We start from the raw sequence: 16,429 nt of genomic DNA on the forward strand, positions 1-16,429 counted from the left end.
ATCCGATGGGGTGTACTCGCGCCGTGCGCCGGGGGCGCGCGCCCACGAGGCGGTCCGGGGCGGGTGCGCCGGGTCCCTAGACTCCGCGCCCATGTCGCTCTGGCTGCTCAACCACCTCGGTTCCTTCTCCCTGGCCGTCGTCCTCGTCGGCGGGACCGTCGCGTTCGCCGTCGCGGGCAGCGTGCTGCTCCGCCGCCGCCATCCGTCGCTCGCCGAAGGGGAGCACAACGACATGGTCGGCGTGACCCTCGGGATGTTCGGGGCGATCTACGGGATCATCCTCGCGTTCGTCATCGTCACCCTCTGGACCCAGCTGGAGAGCACCCAGACGATCGTCGCCGCCGAGGCCACCGACCTCGCCCTCATCTCCCGGGACGCCTCCGCCTTCCCGCCGTCCGTCCGCGCCGGCGTCGACGCCGCCCTGAGCGACTACGTCCACATCGTCGTCGAGCGGCAGTGGCCCCTGATGCGGGAGGGCCGGCCGCAGTACGGCGCCACCGAACGCAGCCTCGTCCAGGCCTTCGAGGTGCTCCAGGCCTACGACCCGAAGACCCCGCGCGAGGAGGTCTTCTACGAGGAGGCGGTCGGCCACCTCAACGACGTCGCCGCCCAGCGCCGCGCCCGGATCACCATGGCCCAGCAGGAGCTGCCCCCGCTGCTCCAGGTCCTGGCCTTCGGCGGCGCGCTCGTCCTCATCCCGCTGACCTTCCTGTACGGGATGCGGCGGCTGCGGATCCAGGTGCTGTTCGTCGCCTCGGTCGCCGCGCTGATCGGCTTCAGCCTGCTGCTCGTGCTGGTCCTGGACCGGCCCTTCGCCGGGGAGCTGAGCGTCAGCCCCGCCCCGTTCAAGGAAGGCGCGCTCGCCCGCTACTGGGCTCCGTGAACGGCCCCGTCCGGGTGCCTCCGAGTGGCCGGGGGGCCGACGGTGCCGTCTCATGGCGGGGAGCGTCCGCGCGGGCGGCGGTCTTCCGCACGCGGCGGGGAGACCGGCGAGGCGGGGCGGGAGGCGCGATGGCGTGGAAGGAACGGGCGCGGAACCTCCGGGCCGGTGCCGAGCGGCGCTTCCCGGTCGTGACCGAGCTGACCGAGCGGCTCGTCGACAGCAGCCTCCTCGACGCCGGCACCCGCCTCGCCGCCCAGGCCTTCCTCGCCGCCGTCCCGCTCCTCTTCGCCGTCGCCGCCTTCGCGCCCGCCCCCGTCCGCGACCAGCTCCGCGAGTCCCTGCGCGCCGTCTTCGGCCTCACCGGCGCCTCCGCCCAGGAGCTCCAGCAGGTCTTCGACCAGTCCACCGCCGAGGGACTGCGGGAGACCACCGGCATCGTCGGCGCCCTGATCGCCCTGATCTCCGCCACCAGTTTCAGCCGGGCCATGGCCCGCGTCTGCGAGCGCGCCTGGGGCCTGCCGAAGGCCGGCACCCGGATCGCCGCCTGGCGGTGGGCGGTCTGGCTGCTCGCCCTGCTCCTCGTCGTCCTCCTCCAGGCGCCGATCCGCGACGGCTTCGGCGCCGGCGGCTGGCTCGGCGTCCCGGTCTTCTTCGTCGTCGCCACCGGCGTCTGGCTCTGGACCCAGCACCTGCTGCTCGCCAAGCGCGTGTCCTGGCTGCCGCTGCTGCCCGGCGCCCTGCTGGGCGCCGTCTCCTCCACCGTCCTCGGCATCACCGCCCGCTTCTACATGCCCGGCGCGCTCAACCGGGCCCTCGCCGAGTACGGCTCCCTCGGCCTGGTCCTCACCCTGCTGTCCTGGCTCATCGTCGTCTGCGCCGCCCTGACCTTCGCCTTCACCATCGGAGCCGTACTCGCCCGCGAACCCCCGCTCCGCGACCTCCTCGGCACCCGCCGGTTCCGCCCGGAGGGCGCCGCTCCGGCGGTGGCGCCGGACCCGCCCGAGGGGTGAGTCAGGCGCCGGGCCGGCCGCCCGCGCGGGCCGTGCTGTCGCCGGGGACCAGGGTGGGCAGCAGCGGCCGGGGGCGGGCGCCGGACGGGGCGGCCGCGCCGAGGGCGAGGTCGACGGCCTGGCGGGCCATCTCCCGCTTGGGGAGGACCACGCTGGTGAGGGCGGTGCCGGAGAGGAGACCGGCGGGGGTGTCGTCGTGGGCGACCACGGACAGGTCGTCGGGGACGGTGCGGCCGAGGGACCGGGCGGCCTCCACGGCGGCGACCGCGAGGACGTCGTGGGTGGCGAAGAGCGCCGTGGTGTCCGGACGGGCCCGCAGGGCGTCGAGCGCCGCCACGAGACCGCCGCGGAAGGTCGGTTCGGCCGCCGTGCGCACGGCGTCGGCCGGCAGCTCGACGCCGTCCTCGCGGAAGGCCCGCAGGAAGCCGGCCGCGCGGACGGCGTGCGCGGGGCTGGCGAGGACGAGGGCCCGCTCGTGCCCGAGCGCCCGCAGGTGCCGGCCGGCGAGGTGGCCGCCGTGCTCGTAGTCCACGGTGACGACCGGGAAGCCGTCCGGCAGGGCCGCCTCCCAGGCGCACAGCACCACGGGGAAGCGGGCGTCCGCGAGGAGCGGCAGGTGGCCGGTCAGGTCCTGGTCCCCGGCGATCAGCAGGGCGTCCACGGACCGGCTGGCGAGCGCGGCCAGATGGCGCCGGGCCCGCTCCCCGTCGAGACGGGTGGTGCACAGCAGCAGCCGGTGGCCGCGCTCCTCCAGGGCGTCCTCGACCTCCTCGACCACGTCCGCGTAGAACGGCGCCGAGACGGTCGGCACGAAGAGGCCGACGGTGCGGCTGCTGCCGGTGGCGAGCGAACGGGCCACCAGGTTGGGGACGTAGCCGAGTTCGGCGATCGCGGCGCGGACCCGGGCCTCCGTGGCGGGGCGCACCGCCACCCGCCCCGTGACGACGTTCGAGACGGTCTGCTTGGTGACGCCCGCCCGCTCCGCCACGTCCTGCATGGTGACCATGACGCCCCCGTCGTACCCGCCCCGCCCGCCTGTCCCGCCCGGCTCGCAACGTAACCGGGCCCCCACCTGCGGTCAAGGCGCGGGCGGGCGCGTCCCGGGGCGGCCCGGTCGGCCAACTCCCTCGAAACGAAAGGGACATGGCGGAGCCGCGCCTCTTGTTTTACCGGTCAAATGCGCTCTAGGGTCCGTGCCACCAGCGCCCGGCTCCGCCACCCAGGGAGTACCCGTGCACCTTCCGCGCAGCAGATTCGTGAGCACGCTCGCCGCGGCGGCCCTCGCCGTGACCGGCGGCTCGGCCCTCGCCGCCGCCCCACCGGCCGAGGTCGCCCCGCAGACCACCGCCGCCGCCACCTACACCGTCACCGTCGGCGCCAAGGGCACGTGGAACCGCCCCGACGACACCCCCGCCAGTCCGTACATCGACAAGGACGGCACCTTCTACTACCAGCAGGCCCACGCGCTCTACGGGGCGGACGACCCCCGCAAGTGGACCTTCTACACCGGCACCGACTTCGACTCCGCCGACCGCTCCGCCGCGATCAGCGACGCGGTGAACCCGGCGAACCCCGCCGACCGCAACGACGACACCACCTGGCGCTGCGACAACAGCCCCACCGGCGTGGAGTCCACCCCGGCCCCGGCCGGCAGCGGCTACGCCCACCGCAACTACTGCGACCTGACCGGCATGTGGGTCGACCCGGACACCGGCGACTGGTACGGCCTCGTGCACAACGAGTTCACCCCGCAGCCCTTCGCCGACGGCATCCACTACGACGGCATCGACTACGCGGTCTCGAAGGACCAGGGCCGGACGTGGACCGTCAAGGACCACGTCATCACCTCGCCGTACAGCACGAAGCGCGGCGACACCGCCGCCTTCCCGCAGCAGACCTACCACTACGGCACCGGCGACCCCCGGCTCTTCGCGGACACCGCCTCCGGCTACTTCTACGCCTTCTACGGCTCCCGGATCGTCAACAAGGGCGGCGGCTGGGCGGCCTTCTACGGCCACGTCGCCCGCGCCCCGATCTCCGGCAAGATGGCGCCCGGCTCCTGGCGCAAGTGGTACGACGGCGCCTGGTCCCAGCCCGGCGTCGGCGGCCGCGAGTCCACCATGGTCCCGGTCGGCACCGGCAGCGCCACCGGCTACGTGCCCACCGCGAAGGAGTACGACCCGGCGAACGGCGGCTCCGTGGCCCAGCAGGTCGCGGCCGGCCTGACCCCCGCCACCTCCCCGCTCTTCGTCATGGACATCACCTACAACGCCCACCTCGGCCTGTACATCGGCGAGCCGCAGGCCGTCGACCAGAGCGGCAACGCCCCCCAGGAGCTGTACGCCACCGCCGACCTCACCACCCAGAAGTGGTTCCGGCTCGGCGACACCGGCAGCTACCGGACCGCGTCCTGGTACCGCTGGTTCCTCGACAGCGGCAGCCGCACCTCCTCCGGCATCGTCGGCAAGGACTTCCGCGCCTACTGCTCCTTCGGCTGCTCCGGCGGCGCGAGCGGCGAGTACGTCAACCTGAGCATCGGGACGAACGAGCCCGCCGCCCCCGTCGACACCGGCCGCGCCTACCGGATCGCCGCCGCCGGCCGCGTCCTCGCCCAGGTGTCCGGCGGCTCCGCCACCACGTCCACGGCGGCCGCCACCGGCTCGGCGCTGGAGAACTGGACCTTCACCGCGAAGGGCGACGGCTCCTACCGCATCGCCAACGCCGCCACCGGCGGCCTGCTCGGCGTCGCCTCCACCGGCGCCGCCACGCGCGCGTGGGGCACCCGGCCCACGGTCACCGCGGCGGCCTCCGGCACCGGACAGGACTGGTGGGTGGTCCGCGGCGCCTCCGCCGCCGACAACGCCCCCACCGGCACCGTCAAGCTGGTCAACCGCCACAGCGGGCTCGTCCTCGGGCTCTCCGCCGCGCCCGGCCGCCAGGCCGAGACCACCCCGGCCCGCAGCTGGACCGACACCACCGGCAGCCCGGTCGGCGGCGGCCGCACGGCCGCCGAACAGGCCCTCGCCCTCACCCCGGTCGGCGACGCCCCGCGGACCGTCACCCTCACCACCGGGGGCAAGGCCCTCGACGTCCCCGACAGCAGCACCGCCGACGGCACCGGGCTCGTCACCTGGACCCCCAACGGCGGCGCCAACCAGAAGTGGACCCTGACCCGGCGGACCGACGGCACCCACGAGCTGCGCAACGTCTCCTCCGGCAAGTGCGCCGACATCGAGAACGGCTCCACCGCCGCCGGCGCCCGGGTCATCCAGTGGACCTGCCACGGCGGGGCCAACCAGCGGTGGACGCTCACCGCGCTCCCCGACGGCACCTCCACCCTCGCCTCCGTCCGCAGCGGCCTCCTCCTGACCACCGCGTCCGCGGGCAACGGCTCCCAGGTCACCCAGCAGCCGGACACCGGGACCGCCCGCCAGCGCTGGACGACCGGCTAGCGCCGGGCTCAGAGGGCGACGACCGTCGTCTCCGTCGCCTTCACGCTCGTCCAGACGGACACCCCGTCGGCCAGGCCCAGTTCGGCCGCGGCCGACGGGGTGATCTCGGCGACCAGGTCGGGCGCCTCGGCGGAGGTGACCAGGACCCGCAGCCGGCTGCCGCTGGCGGTGATCTCCCGTACGGTGCCCGGCCAGACGTTCCGGGGGCTGCCGGCGGGCCGCTCGCGGTGCACGGACACCGCCTCCGGCGCGACGACCGCCAGCGCCCGGGTGCCCGGCGGCGGGGGTTCGGCCGCGACCAGGACGCCGCCGCCGTCGAGGGCGAGCCCCTCGGGGGTGGCGGTGCCGGGCCAGGCGTTGCGGCCCAGCATCCGGGCCACCCAGGGGGAGCGGGGATGCCGGGTGACCTCGGTGGGTGCCGCGTCCTGGAGGGCCCGGCCCCCGTCCAGGACGAGGACCCGGTCGGCCAGCGAGACCGCCTCCACCGGGTCGTGGGTGACGAGGAGGCAGACGCCGCCGAAGCCCGCCAGATGGGTGCGCAGCGTGTGCCGGACATGGGCCCGGGTCGTCTGGTCGAGCGCGGCGAGCGGCTCGTCCAGGACCAGCAGCCGGGGGCGGGCGGCGAGCGCCCGGGCCAGCGCCACGCGCTGCGCCTGGCCGCCGGAGAGCTGCGCGGGCCTGCGGTGCGCCAGGTGGCCGACGCCGAGCCGGTCGAGCCACTCCCGGGCCTCCCGGCGGGCCTCGGCGCGGGCGACGCCCTGGCTCCGCAGGCCGTACGCGGTGTTGGCGAGGGCCGTCAGGTGCGGGAAGAGGGCGCCGTCCTGCGGCACCCAGGCGACCCGGCGCCGGTGCGGCGGCAGGGCCGTGACGTCCGTGCCGCCGAGGGTGAGCGCCGCGTGGGCCCGGGGGGTGAGGCCCAGCAGGGCGCGCAGCAGGGTGGTCTTCCCGGCGCCGTTGGGCCCGACGACGGCGATGGTGGTGCCCGGGCCGGCGTCGAGGGTGAGGGCGGTGTGGCCGGTGACCTCGGCGTGCAGCGACCAGCGCTCGCCGGACGGGGCGGGCGGGGCGGCGGCGGCCGGCGGCTCCGGCGCGGCCGGCTCCTCGGCGGGCACGGCGCCCGGCCGCTCCCGCCCGGCCGGGAGGCCCGTCCACCGGCCGCGCAGGGCGATGAGCACGCCCATCGCGATGGCGAGCAGCAGCAGCGAGACCGAGGTGGCGGCCTCGGGCTCCTCCTGGAGCAGCAGATACACCTGGAGCGGCAGGGTCTGGGTCGTGCCGGGCAGGTTCCCGGCGAAGGTGATGGTGGCGCCGAACTCGCCCAGCGCCCGCGCCCAGGTCAGGGCCGCGCCCGCGATCACCCCGGGCGCCACCATCGGCAGCGTCACCGTGAAGAAGACCCGCAGGGGGGAGGCGCCGAGGGAGGCCGCCGTCTCCTCGTACCGGGGCCGCAGGCCGCCGAGCGCGCCCTCCAGGCTGATGACGAGGAAGGGCATGGCCACGAAGGCGGCGGCGAGGACGGCGCCGGAGGTGTGGAAGGGGAGGGTGACGCCGAAGGCCGACCGGAGCCAGGGGCCGAGGAGCCCGCGCCGGCCGAAGGCGAGGAGCAGCGCGACGCCGCCGACGGTCGGCGGCAGGACCATGGGCAGCAGCACGAGGGAGCGGACGAAGGCCTTGCCGCGGAACGGCACCCGGGCCAGCAGCCAGGCCAGCGGCACCCCGAGGAGCAGGGAGAGCCCGAGCGCCCAGAAGGAGACGACCAGCGACAGCTTCAGGGCCTCGACGGTGCCCGGCGAGGTCAGGTGGCCGGCCAGCTCGCCCCATTCGGTGCGGACGAGGATGCCGGCCAGGGGCAGGGCCAGGAAGGCCACGCCGACCAGCGCGGGCAGGGCCAGCGCGAGCGGCGGGCGGGCGCCGGAGGTGTGCGCGCCTGCGCGTTTCATCGTGGTTCCCGAAGACGCATCGCAGTTCCCGAAGACGTGAGGACAGGGGGGCGGGGTGCGGATCAGGGCTTCTGGAAGCCCGCGTCCTGGAGGATCTCCTGTCCCTCGGGGGAGGAGAGCCAGGCGACGAAGGCGGCGGCGGCCCCGGCGTTCTCGGAGTCCTTGACCGTGGCGGCCGGGTACCGCGCGATCGCGTTCTGGCCGTCGGGGATCTCGACGGCGTCGACCTTGTCCTTCGCGCTCTCGGCGTCGGTCCTGTAGACCAGGCCGGCGTCGGCCTCGCCGAGCTCGACCTTGCTGAGCACGGCGCGGACGTTGGGTTCCTGGGAGACCGGCTTCACCGCGATGCCCTGCTGGTCGAGGATCTGCTTGCTGTACTTGCCCGCGGGCACCTCGGGCGCGGCCAGGACGACCTTCAGCCTGGTGTCGGCCAGGTCCTTCAGGTCGTCGACCTTCAAGGGGTTGCCCTCGCCGGTGGCGATGACGAGCCGGTTCCTCGCGATGACCGTGGGGGTGCCGGTGTCGGCCTTCACCCTGTCCATGCTCTTGGTGTCGGCGGTGACCAGGACGTCGGCGGGCGAGCCCTGCGAGACCTGGGCGACGAGCTCCTGCGAGCCGGCGAAGGAGAAGGTCAGCTCGGTGCCGGGGTGCGCCTTCTCGTACGCGGCTCCCGCGGTCTTGAAGACGTCGGTGAGGGAGGCGGCGGCGAGCACGGTCAGCCGCGTGCCGTCCGGGCCGGCGGCCCCGTCCCCGGAGCCCTCGCCGCAGGCGGCGAGCGGCAGCAGGAGGGCGCCGGTGAGGACGGCTCCGGCGGCGCGGCGTCGCGCGGGGGCGAGGGGGAGCGGTCTGCGGGAGCGTGACACGGGGCTCGGTACTCCTTGACGGGGACGGAAGACGGGGGAGGGCTCAGGTGCGGTCGATGTGCACGCTGGTCGACTTCACGCGGGCGGTGGCCCGCATGCCGACTTCCAGTCCCAGCTCCTCCACGGCCTCCCGGGTCAGCAGGGAGACGAGGCGGTGCGGACCGGCCTGGATGGTGACCTGGGCCGCGACGTCACCGAGCTTGACCGCCGTGACGATCCCCGGGAACGCGTTGCGGGCCGAGGTGTACGGGGCGTCCTCCTCCTCCTCGCTCTGCGCGAGTTCCGTGGAGAAGGCCGCCAGCGACCGGCCGTCGATCACGCGCCGGCCGCTCTCGTCGCGGCGGGTCTCGATCCGGCCCGCGTCGGCCCAGCGCCGGGCCGTGTCCGGGCTGACGCCCAGCAGACGCGCGGCCTGCCCGATGGTGTAGGACTGCATGTGCGACACGCTAGGGCCGTTCTCCTCTCATCTGCAACAAGCTTGTGGGACCCTCCATGGCGGATGCGAGCGGCCTGGAGGAAGCGACGAGCGGAACCCGCCCCCGGTCTCACCCCTCGGACGGACCGGCCCCCGGCCGCCCGGCCGCCGCCCCGGGCCGCGGGATCGCCAGCGACCCGTTCTGCTCCCCTGGCCGGGCATTTACGATGTGCCGACCCGCATTCACCTCGTGCGTGCGGGACGCGGACCCGTCCCGCGACCGCACCAGGGCCCGTCCGGTCATTCCCGCCGGGTCCGACGCCCATGGTCAGACAGGCCCTAGGAGCCCCGCATGCACGTCGACCCCCTCCTCCCCGACGTGCTGCCCGGGGGCGACCGCACCGGCCTCGACCGCGCCCTCGCCGCCGGTGCCCCGGTCGCCGAGCTGCTCGACCGGGCCCTCGCCCCTCTCGGCACGCCCGCCTGTCACCTGCTGAGCGCCAGCGGACGCACCCTCGCCCGCACCGCCGCCGCCCGGGCCGAGCTGCCCGCCCCGCGCGCCGCGGAGCTGCTGCGCGCCGGGCACGGCACCACCGTGCGCGTCGACGGCGACGGCACGGTCTTCGACGCCTGGCACCTCCACCTGCCGGAGCCGGACCGGGTGCCGCCGGACGCGCTCCGGGAGACGGCCGAACTCCTCGGCCGGCACCGCCGTCTCGACGCCCCGCGCCGCGCCGCCCGCACGGGCGCCGCCGGCGAACTCGTCGCCGCCCTGGACGCGCCCGACGCCGCCCGGCTGCGGACCGCCCTCGCCGCCTGCGGTCTGGCCGAGGCGACCGCGTACACCGTCGTCGTGGCGGCCCTGGCGCCGTGCGGCGGGCCGGGCGACGCGGCCGCCGCGCTCACCGAGGCCCTGGGGCACCTGCCGTCCGCCGTCCACGCGGTCGCCGAGGGGAGCGGCGGGGAGGCGACCGCGGTCGTCGCCCGCGACCCGGACGCCGGGTACGACGTACGGGCCCTGCTCGGCGAGGTGTGGCCGCTGCTGCCCGCCTGCCGGCCCGGGACCGTGCCGTGTGCCGGGGTGAGCGGTCCCGTCGACGCGCCGGAGCGGCTGGCCGCCGCCCTGGCCCAGGCCCGGCACGCCCTGGCCGCGGCGCGGGCCGCGGGTCCGGAGGCGCCCCGGGTCGCGGGCCTCGGGGACCTCGACGGGCTGGGGGCGCTGCTGGCGGGCGTCCCCGCCGAGGTGCGGGAGGTGTACCGCGCGACGGTCCTCGGGCCGCTGCTCGGTGCCGGGCGGGGGTCGGGCGCGATGCTCCTGGACACACTGGAGACGTTCCTGGCGCACGACTGCTCGTGGGCGCGGACCGCCCAGGCCCTGCGCGTGCACGTCAACACGGTCCACTACCGCGTCGGGCGGATCGAGGCGCTGACCGGCCGGGACCTGTCCCGCCTGGACCACAAGGCCGACCTGCGCGCGGCACTGCTCTGCCGCTGACGGGCGCCGGCCGGGCGGCACCGACGACGTCGTCGCCGCGGGCGTCGCCCCCGCGCGAGCGCCGTGCGTAGGGGAGGCGTCAAGAGAGGCGCCCCGGGCGTCAGGGCGGCGTCAACGACGGCGGCGAGCGGCGGAAAAGGGCGTTTCCTCATCTCGTCAGAGAATCCGCTCTTCCTTCTTCCGGGAGTTCACGATGGCCGACGTGGCCTTCGTCGTCACCACGACCGCGGTCTTCGCGCTGGTGGCGTTCATCGCCAAGGGGGTGGCGAAGCTGTGAGTGCCGAGAACGCCGTCGGTCTGCTCGTCGCCGCCGCCCTGCTGGGATACCTCGTCCTCGCGCTGGTCAAGCCGGAGAGGTTCTGAGCACGGATATGAGTCCTGTCCTGGCTGGGATCCTCCAGCTCCTGGCGCTCGTCGCCGCGCTCGGCCTGTCGTACCGGCCGCTGGGCGACCACATGGCGCGCGTCTACTCCTCGGAGAAGCACCTGCGGCCCGAGAAGTGGGTCTACAAGGCGATCGGCGCGAACCCGTCGGTGGAGATGCGCTGGCCGGCGTACCTGCGCGGGGTCCTCGCCTTCTCCGCCGTGAGCGTCCTCTTCCTGTACCTGCTCCAGCGGGTGCAGGGCTCGCTGCCGGGCTCGCTCGGCTTCGTGTCGATCGACCCGGACCAGGCCTTCAACACGGCCGCCTCCTTCGTCGCGAACACCAACTGGCAGTCGTACTACGGCGAGCAGGCCATGGGCCACGTCGTGCAGACCGGCGGCCTGGCGGTGCAGAACTTCGTGTCGGCGGCGGTCGGCATGGCGGTCGCGGTCGCCCTGGTGCGCGGCTTCGCCCGGTCCCGCACGGGTGAGCTGGGCAACTTCTGGGCCGACCTGGTGCGCGGCGTCGTGCGGATCCTGCTGCCGATGGCGGTGATCGGCGCGCTCGTCCTGGTGGCCTGCGGCGCGATCCAGAACTTCTCCGGCATCCACGAGGTCGGCCAGTTCACGGGCGGCACGCAGCAGTGGAACGGCGGCGCGGTGGCCTCGCAGGAGGTCATCAAGGAGCTGGGCACCAACGGCGGCGGCTACTTCAACGCCAACTCCGCCCACCCCTTCGAGAACCCCGACGGGCTCTCCAACCTCTTCGAGATCTACCTGATCCTCGTCATCCCCTTCGCGCTGACGCGGACCTTCGGCCGGATGGTCGGCTCGCTGAAGCAGGGCTACGCGATCCTCGGCACGATGGCCGTGATCTGGATCGGCTTCACCGCGCTGATGATGTGGACCGAATTCGCGGGCCGGGGACCGGCGTTCGAGCTCGCGGGCGGGGCGATGGAGGGCAAGGAGACCCGCTTCGGGATCGCCGGCTCCTCGCTCTTCTCGGTGGCCACGACGCTGACGTCGACGGGCGCGGTGAACTCCTTCCACTCCTCGTACACCGGCTTCGGCGGCGGCATCACGATGCTGGGCATGCAGCTCGGCGAGATCGCGCCCGGCGGCGTCGGCTCGGGGCTGTACGGCATGCTGATCATGGCGGTCATCGCCGTCTTCGTCGCCGGTCTGATGGTCGGCCGCACGCCCGAGTACCTGGGCAAGAAGATCGGCACCCGCGAGATCGAGTTCGCCGCCTGCCACCTCCTCGTCACCCCGGCGCTCGTCCTCGGCTTCACGGCCGCCTCGTTCGTCCTGGACACCCCGGCGCACTCGATGACCAACTCCGGCGCGCACGGCTTCTCCGAGATCCTGTACGCCTTCACCTCGGGCGCCAACAACAACGGCTCCGCCTTCGCGGGCCTGAACGCGGACACCCAGTGGTTCAACTCGACCATCGGCATCGCGATGCTGCTGGGCCGCTTCCTGCCGATGGTGTTCGTCCTCGCGCTGGCCGGCTCGCTCGCCGAGCAGACGCCCGTACCGCAGACGGCGGGCACCCTGCGGACCGAGAAGCCGCTGTTCACGGGCCTGCTGGTCGGCACGATCATGATCATCGCCGGTCTCACCTACTTCCCGGCCCTCGCGCTGGGACCGCTCGCCGAAGGGCTCGCAGCATGAGCACGATCACTCCCACCCGGCCCCCGGAGACGGGGGAACCCGCCGGACGGCCCGCCGGGACCGGACGCGTCGGCGGCGGCCTGTTCGACCCCAGGCAGCTGGTCGCCTCCTTCCCGGACGCGCTCAGGAAGCTCGACCCGCGCGTGATGGTGAAGTCCCCCGTCATGTTCGTGGTGCTGGTCGGCTCGGTCGTCACCACGGTCCTCGCGGTCAGGAACCCGGGGGACCGGTTCGGCTGGGCGATCACCGCCTGGCTGTGGCTGACCACGGTCTTCGCCAACCTCGCCGAGGCGGTGGCGGAGGGCCGGGGCAGGGCCCAGGCGGACACCCTCCGCAGGGCCAGGACCGACACGGTCGCCCGCCGCGTCACGAAGACCGGCGAGGAGCGGGTCCCCGGCACCGGGCTGCGCGTCGGCGACCTGGTCGTCTGCGAGGCCGGCGACGTCATCCCCGGCGACGGCGACGTCGTCGAGGGGGTGGCGTCGGTGGACGAGTCGGCCGTCACCGGCGAGTCCGCCCCGGTCATCCGGGAGTCGGGCGGCGACCGGTGCGCGGTGACGGGCGGCACGAAGGTGCTGTCCGACCGGATCGTCGTCAAGATCACGACGAAGCCCGGCGAGACCTTCATCGACCGCATGATCAACCTGGTCGAGGGCGCGGCGCGGCAGAAGACGCCGAACGAGATCGCGCTGAACGTCCTCCTCGCCTCCCTGACGATCGTCTTCCTGCTCGCCGTCGTCACGCTCAAGCCCTTCGCGATCTACGCGGGCGCCGACGGGCAGACCTCGATGATCGTCCTCACCGCGCTCCTCGTCTGCCTGATCCCGACGACGATCGGCGCCCTGCTCTCCGCGATCGGCATCGCGGGCATGGACCGGCTCGTGCAGCGCAACGTGCTCGCCACGTCGGGCCGCTCGGTGGAGGCCGCGGGCGACGTGTCGACGCTGCTCCTCGACAAGACGGGCACGATCACCCTGGGCAACCGCCGGGCCGCCGAGTTCGTCCCCGTACGCGGCACCACCGCCGCCGAACTGGCCGACGCAGCCCAGCTGTCCTCCCTCGCGGACGAGACCCCCGAAGGCCGTTCGGTGGTGGCCCTGGCCACGGAGAAGTACGGCCTGCGCGAGCGCCACCAGGGCGAACTCGCCCACGCGACGTGGATCGAGTTCACCGCCCGGACCCGCATGTCCGGCGTCGACGCCGACGGACGCGAGACCCGCAAGGGCGCCACCGGCTCCGTCGTGGCGTGGGTGCGGGAGCACGGCGGCGAGGCCGCCGAGGACGCCCAGGACCTCGCCGACGCCATCTCCCGGGCCGGCGGCACCCCGCTCCTCGTCGCCGTCAAGGACGACCGGGGCGCCCGCGTCCTCGGCGTCATCCACCTCAAGGACGTCGTCAAGGAGGGCATGCGCGAGCGGTTCGACGAACTGCGCCGCATGGGCATCAGGACGGTCATGATCACGGGCGACAACCCGCTGACCGCGAAGGCCATCGCCGAGGAGGCCGGGGTCGACGACTTCCTCGCCGAGGCCACCCCCGAGGACAAGATGGCCCTCATCAAGCGCGAACAGGCAGGCGGCAAGCTGGTCGCGATGACGGGCGACGGCACCAACGACGCCCCGGCGCTCGCGCAGGCGGACGTGGGCGTGGCGATGAACACGGGCACGTCGGCCGCGAAGGAGGCCGGCAACATGGTCGACCTCGACTCCGACCCGACCAAGCTCATCGAGATCGTCGAGATCGGCAAGCAACTCCTCATCACCCGAGGCGCGTTGACGACCTTCTCGATCGCCAACGACGTGGCGAAGTACTTCGCGGTCATCCCCGCGATGTTCGCCGTCGCCCACCCCTCGCTCGACAAGCTCAACATCATGGGCCTCCACTCGCCCGAGTCCGCGATCCTCTCCGCCGTCATCTTCAACGCGCTGATCATCGTCGCCCTCGTCCCGCTCGCCCTCAAGGGCGTCCGCTACCGCCCCTCCAGCGCCGACGCGATGCTCCGCCGCAACCTCGCGGTCTACGGACTCGGCGGCCTGATCGCCCCCTTCGTCGGCATCAAGCTCATCGACGTGCTCCTCACCCTCGTCCCCGGAATCGGCTGACCACGATGAACGACTCAGCAGCGAACACCGGCCGCCTGCTCTGGGCGGGCCTGCGCGCCCTCCTCGTCCTCACCGCGGTCTGCGGCGTCCTCTACCCGCTCGCCGTCACCGGCGCCGCGCAACTCGCCTTCCCCGGCAGGGCGAACGGCTCCGAGGTCGAGGACGCGAGCGGCAGGGTCGTCGGCTCCGCCCTCATCGGCCAGCGCTACGACCTGCCGCTCAGGGACGGCGAGGAGACCCCGGCCCCCGACCTCCGCTGGTTCCAGCCGCGCCCCTCCCACGGCCTGGGCACCAACTCCGTCAACACCCGGTACGCGCTCGTCCTCTCCGGCGCCACCAACCGCTCCGGCGACAACGAGGACCTGATCCGGTGGGTCACGGACGCCAAGGCGGCCGTCGTCGAGGACAACTCCACAGCCGGCCACCGGGTCAAGCCCTCCGACGTCCCCGCCGACGCCGTCACCTCCTCCGGCTCCGGCCTCGACCCGCACATCTCCCCGGAGTACGCGAGGCTCCAGGTCCACCGCGTCGCCGAGCGCAACCACCTCACCGTCGCCCGGGTGGACGAGCTCGTCGCCGACCACACCGACGGCCGGATCCTCGGCTTCATCGGCGAACCCCGCGTCAACGTCCTCGCGCTCAACACGGCGCTCAAGGACCTGACGGCCGGGCGCCCATAGAGGACAGGATCTGTCCTCATGGGCTTGTAGCGTCGCCTCATGGACTCGCTTCCCCCGGTCTCGCGCCGCGCCCTCGGCCGCGCCACCCTCGCCCGCCAGCTGCTGCTCACGCCCTCGCCGCTCGGACCCGAGGAGGCCGTGCACCACCTGCTGGGGCTCCAGGCGCAGAACACCAAGCCGCCGTACTACGCCCTCGCCGCCCGCCTCGACGGCTTCCGGACCGAGCGGCTGTCCGCGCTGATGGAGTCCCGGGCCGTGGCCCGGATCGCGACCCTGCGCTCCACCGTCCACACCCACACCGCCCGCGACGCCGTCGCCCTGCGCGCCTTCGCCCAGCCGGGCGCCCTCGACCGGGGGACCGCCCTCTTCGGCGGGAAGCTCGCCGGCGCCGGCGTCGACCTGGACCGCCTCGGCGCGCTCGCCCGCGACTTCGTCGAGGCGGAGCCCCGTACGCCCGGACTGATCCGCGAGCGGCTGCTCCGGGAGTGGCCGGGAGCCGACCCCGAGGCCCTGGTCATGTACGTGCGGTGCCTGCTGCCGCTCGTCCAGGTCACCCCGCGCGGGCTGTGGGGGAGGAGCGGGCAGGTCGCGCTGACCACCACCGACGTGTGGTTCGGCGGGCGGACGTACGAGCCCGCCGACGCCGGCGAGACCGTGCTGCGCTACCTCGGCGCCTTCGGGCCCGCCTCCGTCAAGGACATGCAGACCTGGTGCGGGGTGACCCGGCTGCGGCCCGTCTTCGAGCGGCTGCGGCCCCGCCTGCTCGCCCTGAGGGACGAGGACGGCACCGAGCTCTTCGACCTGCCCGACGCGCCCCGCCCGGACGCTTCCGTCCCGGCCCCGCCCCGCCTGCTGCCCGAGTTCGACAACCTGCTGCTCTCGCACGCCGACCGGCGCCGCTTCGTGCCCGACGAGCACCGGGGCCGCACCTGGACCGGCAACCAGGCCCACCGCGTCCTCCTCCTCGACGGGTCCGTCGCCGGGCTCTGGTACCTGGAGGAGACCAAGGGGCGGGTCGTCCTCACCGTCGAGCCCTTCGGCCGGATCGGCCGCGCCGACCGCGCCGGGATCACCGCCGAGGCCGAACGGATCCTCCGTCTCACCGTGCCCGCGGGCGACGCCTACGACCTGGCCTTCCGCACCGGGGAGTGACCGCGAGCCCCGTACGGCCCACGCCTGGCCCGGCCGTCTCCTCCTCTTCCACCGCACCGGGCCCTCCACCGCGCCGGGCCTTTCACCGCGCCGGGCCTTTCACCGCGCCGGGCCTTTCACCGCGCCGGGCCTTTCACCGCGCCGGGCCTTCCGCCAGGCCGGGCCTTCCGCCGCACCGGGCTCTCCGCCGCACCGGGCCCTCCACCGCGCCGGGCCTTTCACCGTGCCGGGCCTTCCGCCGTGCCGGGCCTTCCGCCGTGCCGGGCCTTCCGCCAGGCCGGGCCTTCCGCCGCACCGGGCTCTCCGCCAGGCCGGGCTCTCCGTCAGGTCGGGCCTTCCGCCGCACCGGGCTCTCCGTCAGGCCGGGCCCCTCCACCGCACCGGCCGCTTCCGCCCCATCG

At 74.5% G+C, this 16,429-nt stretch carries 13 protein-coding genes; 9 read left to right on the forward strand and 4 right to left on the reverse strand.

The genetic code is table 11. The features are described 5' to 3' along the window. Nucleotides 1–91: 91 nt before the first annotated feature. Complete coding sequence (locus tag ACF1ED_RS00080) at nucleotides 92–883, forward strand: DUF4239 domain-containing protein (RefSeq protein ID WP_391756083.1); 792 nt, start codon at nucleotides 92–94, stop codon at nucleotides 881–883. Nucleotides 884–1,011: 128 nt separating this feature from the next. Next, the gene (locus tag ACF1ED_RS00085) at nucleotides 1,012–1,893 is read left to right on the forward strand and encodes a YhjD/YihY/BrkB family envelope integrity protein (protein ID WP_391756084.1); all 882 of its coding nucleotides are present in this window, start codon (nucleotides 1,012–1,014) and stop codon (nucleotides 1,891–1,893) included. Nucleotide 1,894: 1 nt separating this feature from the next. On the opposite strand, the gene ACF1ED_RS00090 is transcribed toward ACF1ED_RS00085, so the two are convergent. Then, the gene (locus tag ACF1ED_RS00090; protein WP_391756085.1) at nucleotides 1,895–2,899 is read right to left on the reverse strand and encodes a LacI family DNA-binding transcriptional regulator; all 1,005 of its coding nucleotides are present in this window, start codon (nucleotides 2,897–2,899) and stop codon (nucleotides 1,895–1,897) included. 250 nt (nucleotides 2,900–3,149) lie between these two features. On the opposite strand from ACF1ED_RS00090, the gene ACF1ED_RS00095 reads away from it, so the two are divergent. Next, nucleotides 3,150–5,345, forward strand: a complete 2,196-nt coding sequence (locus ACF1ED_RS00095) for an RICIN domain-containing protein (RefSeq protein ID WP_391756086.1) — start codon at nucleotides 3,150–3,152, stop codon at nucleotides 5,343–5,345. Nucleotides 5,346–5,353: 8 nt separating this feature from the next. Here the strand turns inward: ACF1ED_RS00095 and ACF1ED_RS00100 are convergent, their stop codons facing one another. From ACF1ED_RS00100 to ACF1ED_RS00110, 3 genes are all read right to left on the reverse strand, one after another. Then, nucleotides 5,354–7,285 (reverse strand): ABC transporter permease, encoded by a 1,932-nt coding sequence (locus ACF1ED_RS00100; RefSeq protein ID WP_391756087.1) that lies wholly within the window; start codon nucleotides 7,283–7,285, stop codon nucleotides 5,354–5,356. A gap of 62 nt (nucleotides 7,286–7,347) precedes the next feature. Beyond that, complete coding sequence (gene modA / locus ACF1ED_RS00105) at nucleotides 7,348–8,148, reverse strand: molybdate ABC transporter substrate-binding protein (protein WP_391756088.1); 801 nt, start codon at nucleotides 8,146–8,148, stop codon at nucleotides 7,348–7,350. A 43-nt stretch (nucleotides 8,149–8,191) separates the two neighbouring features. Continuing rightward, nucleotides 8,192–8,584 (reverse strand): molybdopterin-binding protein, encoded by a 393-nt coding sequence (locus ACF1ED_RS00110; RefSeq protein WP_391756089.1) that lies wholly within the window; start codon nucleotides 8,582–8,584, stop codon nucleotides 8,192–8,194. A gap of 331 nt (nucleotides 8,585–8,915) precedes the next feature. Between ACF1ED_RS00110 and ACF1ED_RS00115 the strand changes: the two genes are divergently transcribed. From ACF1ED_RS00115 to ACF1ED_RS00140, 6 genes are all read left to right on the forward strand, one after another. Beyond that, complete coding sequence (locus ACF1ED_RS00115) at nucleotides 8,916–10,058, forward strand: PucR family transcriptional regulator (protein ID WP_391756090.1); 1,143 nt, start codon at nucleotides 8,916–8,918, stop codon at nucleotides 10,056–10,058. 273 nt (nucleotides 10,059–10,331) lie between these two features. Further along, complete coding sequence (kdpF, locus tag ACF1ED_RS00120; RefSeq protein WP_391756091.1) at nucleotides 10,332–10,421, forward strand: K(+)-transporting ATPase subunit F; 90 nt, start codon at nucleotides 10,332–10,334, stop codon at nucleotides 10,419–10,421. An 8-nt stretch (nucleotides 10,422–10,429) separates the two neighbouring features. After that, nucleotides 10,430–12,094 (forward strand): potassium-transporting ATPase subunit KdpA, encoded by a 1,665-nt coding sequence (kdpA, locus tag ACF1ED_RS00125; RefSeq protein WP_391756092.1) that lies wholly within the window; start codon nucleotides 10,430–10,432, stop codon nucleotides 12,092–12,094. Further along, nucleotides 12,091–14,196, forward strand: a complete 2,106-nt coding sequence (gene kdpB, locus ACF1ED_RS00130) for a potassium-transporting ATPase subunit KdpB (protein ID WP_391756093.1) — start codon at nucleotides 12,091–12,093, stop codon at nucleotides 14,194–14,196. Before kdpA ends, kdpB begins: the two co-directional genes overlap by 4 nt. Nucleotides 14,197–14,201: 5 nt before the next feature. Then, on the forward strand, nucleotides 14,202–14,876 hold the full coding sequence (locus ACF1ED_RS00135) for a potassium-transporting ATPase subunit C (protein WP_391756094.1): 675 nt from the start codon (nucleotides 14,202–14,204) through the stop codon (nucleotides 14,874–14,876). A 39-nt stretch (nucleotides 14,877–14,915) separates the two neighbouring features. Then, nucleotides 14,916–16,028 (forward strand): winged helix DNA-binding domain-containing protein, encoded by a 1,113-nt coding sequence (locus tag ACF1ED_RS00140; protein WP_391756095.1) that lies wholly within the window; start codon nucleotides 14,916–14,918, stop codon nucleotides 16,026–16,028. Nucleotides 16,029–16,429: the final 401 nt, after the last annotated feature.

The sequence above is a fragment of the Streptomyces sp. NPDC014656 genome (genome assembly GCF_043084305.1).
In the GTDB taxonomy this organism is placed as follows: domain Bacteria; phylum Actinomycetota; class Actinomycetes; order Streptomycetales; family Streptomycetaceae; genus Streptomyces.